The sequence below is a fragment of the Armatimonas sp. genome (genome assembly GCF_031410135.1).
GTDB lineage: Bacteria > Armatimonadota > Armatimonadia > Armatimonadales > Armatimonadaceae > Armatimonas.
In genome coordinates, this window is the sequence record NZ_JANNYP010000339.1 from 1 (window position 1) to 2,123 (window position 2,123).

Below are 2,123 nucleotides of genomic sequence, written 5' to 3' on the forward strand. Positions count from 1 at the left end.
GGGGAAAAGGATAGCGGCAGCGACAGCGGTTTCCGTGAGCGCGAGCTGTGGCCCCCGTGCGATTTCCCGCAAGCGCCACGTCCCTTCCGTTTCGGTGCGAGTCCCATCGTCATAGTGGGGCGCGAGGGCGGCGCGGTGTAGGGCTGCCCGGGCTTCAGAGTCGCGCTTCAGGCCGTAGAGCGCGATTGCCTCCATCGCGGGAAAGAACGCATTGGACGGATCAAGCACCGCACCGCCCTGTGCATCTTTGAGAGCAGCTTCTAGTGCAGCGCTATCAACGGGCTCGTCTTTGCGCTTCTCAATGGTCGACGAAAGCGTATCCTGCTCGATCTGTCGGTTCTTGAGGTTGATGTCGTTTTGGCAGGCAAGACGCAAGATCACAGCATTTCGGGGTGCGCTTGCAGGAAGATTACGTAGAGCTGTCAGCCTTGCCCCTCCCCACGTTTCATGTAAGATACCTGCAATCTGTAGCTCAGTGTCAGCGGGATGGGTCACAAGCGCATGGGCATAAGCCGCTTTGATGCGCTCCGGTTGGGCAGGAGGTAGCGCCCAAGAGAGTGGCATTTCGTCGCGTTTCAGCCCCAGATCACTCAAGGTCTGTACCATTCCCCATGAGCCGCTTAGAACACTCCCTAGCTGGTGGCGTGCCAGCCACCCTGTCTCAGGTCTGAGCAAAGTAACCAGAAGGGCTGCTCCCGCCAGCATGGGAAATAGGAACCGTATAGTGCGTTTCATAGAGGATGGGACATCCAGCGCGTCGTTTTAGTTACAGCGATCCGCTATACGATTACGCCGCCCGCCGCGCCAGATAGGCCGTCTGTAGGCGAAGTGCCGTCACCGCAAGCGCGACACCCGCAAGCAAAGCAAGAGAGCGTGAGGAGCAAAGAGAGCGCAGGTTCATAAGAGTAAGAACGCATAGTAGTAGCCGTTGGTTACGGGTATAATCCACCATGGCCATCAAAGATGCTGACAAGCCCTCACTTCCCGGATTTTCCCGCATGGCGCTGCTGCTGGCGCTGGGCTGGGGGCTGACCAATATCGCCTACGCCATCTATGATCTGCCGCTAAAGTTCGTGCTCAAAGAGGAGCTGAAGCTAAACGCTCAGCAGATCTCGGCGTTTTTTGCGCTGGGGGTCTTCAGCAACTATGTCAAGCCTCTGGCGGGGATTCTGACCGATAGTGTGCCGCTTTTTGGGACGCGCCGCCGCTGGTACTTAATCCTGAGCCTGTTTCTCTGCGGCATCGGCTGGCTGATCTTAGGAAGCGTCCCTCGCAACTACAACCTCATGTTGGGTGTCTTCGCCACAACTTATACGATGGTGATGATTATCTCCACGACGTTTGGTGGGGTGATGGTCGAGACGGCCCAGCGCTTTGAGGCGGCCGGACGGCTCACGGCGCAGCGGATCGGGATGTTTCGCTTTGGAAGCCTTGCGGGGGGGCCACTGGGGGGCTTTCTGGCGAAGTTCCCACTCCTGCTTACCCTCAGTCTCTCGGCGACCCTGCACTTTGTGCTGATCCCGATTGTCTGGTTCTGGCTCAAAGAGCCGCAGAAGGCGACCCTCAACAAAGACCTCTGGCGGCAAACTGGTGAACAGTTTCGTGGATTGGTGAAGAGTAAAGTCGTGCTCTCGGCGGCGCTGATGATCTGTCTGATCGCGGCCTCACCGGGCTTTAACACCCCTCTGTTTTTCTACCAGACCAACACCCTGGGGCTCTCGAAGCAGTTTCTAGGCAGCCTCACGCTGGTCGGGGCGGCGTTTGGGTTGCTCACGGCGACGGCCTACCACAAGTTCTGCCAGAAGGGGAGCATGAAGGCCCTGCTGGTGGTGAGTATTATCGTCCATGCACTGGGGACACTCTTCTACCACTTCTACCAGTCACCCGCGACGGCAGTGGCGGTCACGGCGCTAGAGGGAGTAACCCAGACCCTTGCCGTCCTGCCCGTCTACGATCTGGCAGCGCGGGGAACTCCAAGGGGGAGCGAGGCGTTAGGATACTCGATCATGATGAGTGTCTGGAACCTAACCAACTCACTCTCCGACTGGGTCGGCTCAACGCTATTCACCACGTACGGCTTCGGCTTCTCACACCTCATCTGGCTCAACGCGGGCACCACCGCG

At 58.5% G+C, this 2,123-nt stretch carries 2 protein-coding genes; one reads left to right on the forward strand and one right to left on the reverse strand.

Going from position 1 to position 2,123, the window contains the following annotated elements; all coding sequences use genetic code 11:
- Nucleotides 1-735, reverse strand: a 735-nt coding sequence (locus tag RMO15_RS12410) for a hypothetical protein (RefSeq protein ID WP_309712802.1), incomplete at its 3' end; no start/stop codon positions are given.
- A 215-nt stretch (nt 736-950) separates the two neighbouring features.
- Between RMO15_RS12410 and RMO15_RS12415 the strand changes: the two genes are divergently transcribed.
- Nucleotides 951-2,123: MFS transporter (locus RMO15_RS12415; RefSeq protein WP_309712805.1), on the forward strand; the 1,173-nt coding region annotated here is incomplete at its 3' end.